This is a genomic window from Clostridium sp., assembly GCF_051656525.1.
Taxonomy (GTDB): Bacteria; Bacillota; Clostridia; order Clostridiales; family Clostridiaceae; genus Clostridium.
Genome location: NZ_JBOGCC010000411.1, coordinates 1 through 2,128 on the forward strand (window position 1 = coordinate 1; position 2,128 = coordinate 2,128).

Here is a 2,128-nt window from a genome sequence, read left to right on the forward strand (position 1 = left end):
TTTTTTAATTGAGTTAATACATCCTCATCAATGTCTAATTGTAATTCAAAGGTCTTCTCTATTTGTTTTTGAATTGATTTATATTGCTCTAAGGTGAATTTATAGGGTGCTTTCACTAAGTTTAGCACTGATTTTATTAATTTTTTGCTAGATTCTAGTGCTTTTTCTAATCCCATTACTCGAATAAAGAATTTATAAACCTCTAACTCATGACTTAATTCGTCTTTATAGATATTTATTTTCTTTTTTTCTTTTTTTAAATCTAAGACTTCACGCTCCAAATCCGTGTTATCACGAGCGTATTTCTCAATGGTTTGAGTGAGTTTCTTATTTTCCTCGTTCAAATGTCCCGATTGAACTAACTGTTTAATTGCAGAATCTTTTAAATGTTTATATTCTTGCTCTGTAACACGCCCTAGAACAACTTTTGGGGTGTGTTGGTTATCAAAGTCCTTAATTGTCTCTAAATGGCTTTCTAGAACCTTAATTTCGCTTTGAACGGTATATTTAAGCTGTTCTTCTTCTCTAATTTCATTTTTAAGGGTGTTTTTGGTCGATTCTAGCGTATTTACAACATCTTTCATTTGTTTATATTCTGTGTGATGTAAATAAGTGTGTGAGCCTTTAAATTCACGTTTTAGCTTATATTCTTTCATTTGAGATTCTAAAACTCCTGTTTCTGAATCCCTCCAAGCTTTGAAATCCGCAAATCCTTGTTGCTCTAGAGCCTTATTTTGACCGACACGCTTAGAAAGTCCTCGACTAGATGTAAAGTGAGGAACGTAGTTAATATGTAAATGGGGGTTGGCTTCATCAAGATGAAGCACCGCATTATAAACCTTTAAATTAGGATTTCTATCTTGAAATCCGTTCATGTAATCATCTAACAATTTCTTTTTTAACTTTTTATCAATGAGGTCTTTAGAGGTACCGATCGCCACGATAATCTCTCGTTGGTGTTCGGTTTTTTTATCATGTAAAATCTTTGAATAGTAATTATCTATCTTTCGGTCATTTCGTTTTTGTTTGGCATTGTAATCTGAAACGGCCTCATTGAAAATCAACTCGTAAACCTCTTCGATGTTTTCTTGACGGTAATAGATATTGTCTTTCGTTTTACTCACGTCAATATCAGGATTACCATACACATTATCACGATTATTGTGAGCTAAACTCGTACTCGTTCCCACGTTGAAACTAATTGTCATGGCACTCATTCAACCACCTCCCTAATTCCATTCTAGACTAGGGAGGTGGTTTTGGCAAGAAAATCCAAAGGATTGAATGACAAAACATTTAACCCTATAAGCATTTTGACACTACCGTATCAAAGTGCGAGGGCTCTCCGAGGGTTTCGGCTTTGCCGATTAGACCCAAGGGGTCACAAAAGATTTTATATTCTTAGCCTAATAATCGCTAAGAATATAATCTTCGACTAACTCATGAGTTAGCTCGAAATAAGCTCGATACAGTTTGTCCAACGCTAACGTTGGCTCACTTGAACCTTGTTTCAATTCTAAAATTTGCGTTATCGTTAGCGCAATTTTCTCGTCATGTGTCATAAATTCCATGTTGAAAACCACCTCTCTAAACGAGTGGCTTATAATTTCGCTACTCTTTTTTTTCGTATCTTGAAATCACGTCAATGATAGATTTGAGACGTTCATCTGATTCATATTTAAAAACTTCCATCACTAAAACAGTGCCTATTTTCCCTTTAGGACTCCTAACTGCAACTACATCGCCTGGTTTAATTGGATTATCTCCTAATTTTAAACGAAGTGTTTTGTTGATATACCAATTGTAGCGTTTCGGATAAACAACTTCTTTCCCCTCTTCGTTTCTGTTAAGGTGCATTCCTTTAATTGCGTTAAATTCTGTCTTCATTTAAAAATCCCCCTATTTTTTTATTCTTCTTCACTCATATAATCATAGTAATAACTTGGATCTATAGGAGTTGAACTTAAATCTTGTGTTTTTTGGTCGGCCAGTTCTTTAAATTTCTTTTCGGTTTGTCGCTCTTTGATTTTATAATCACGTTGTTTTTGTTTTAATTCTTTCGTTGTTAGGAATTGATCTTGGTATAACTGTAAAGCTTCAAGCGTAGTTAATTCTTTTTCAGTCCAGT

Annotated in this window: 4 protein-coding genes; all 4 read right to left on the reverse strand. The window is 34.2% G+C overall.

The genetic code is table 11. The features are described from left to right. On the reverse strand, positions 1 to 1,217 hold a 1,217-nt coding region (locus tag ACRDDY_RS19770; protein ID WP_438566618.1), incomplete at its 3' end, for a plasmid recombination protein. A gap of 189 nt (positions 1,218 to 1,406) precedes the next feature. After that, entirely contained in the window at positions 1,407 to 1,571 is a 165-nt protein-coding gene (locus tag ACRDDY_RS19775) for a hypothetical protein (protein ID WP_438566619.1), read from the reverse strand. Positions 1,572 to 1,611: 40 nt separating this feature from the next. After that, positions 1,612 to 1,887 carry a DUF5839 family protein gene (locus ACRDDY_RS19780; RefSeq protein ID WP_438566620.1) on the reverse strand — a complete coding sequence of 92 codons (276 nt, stop codon included), beginning with the start codon at positions 1,885 to 1,887 and terminating at the stop codon, positions 1,612 to 1,614. 20 nt (positions 1,888 to 1,907) lie between these two features. Beyond that, a partial coding sequence (locus tag ACRDDY_RS19785) for a hypothetical protein (protein ID WP_438566621.1) occupies positions 1,908 to 2,128 on the reverse strand: 221 nt, incomplete at its 5' end.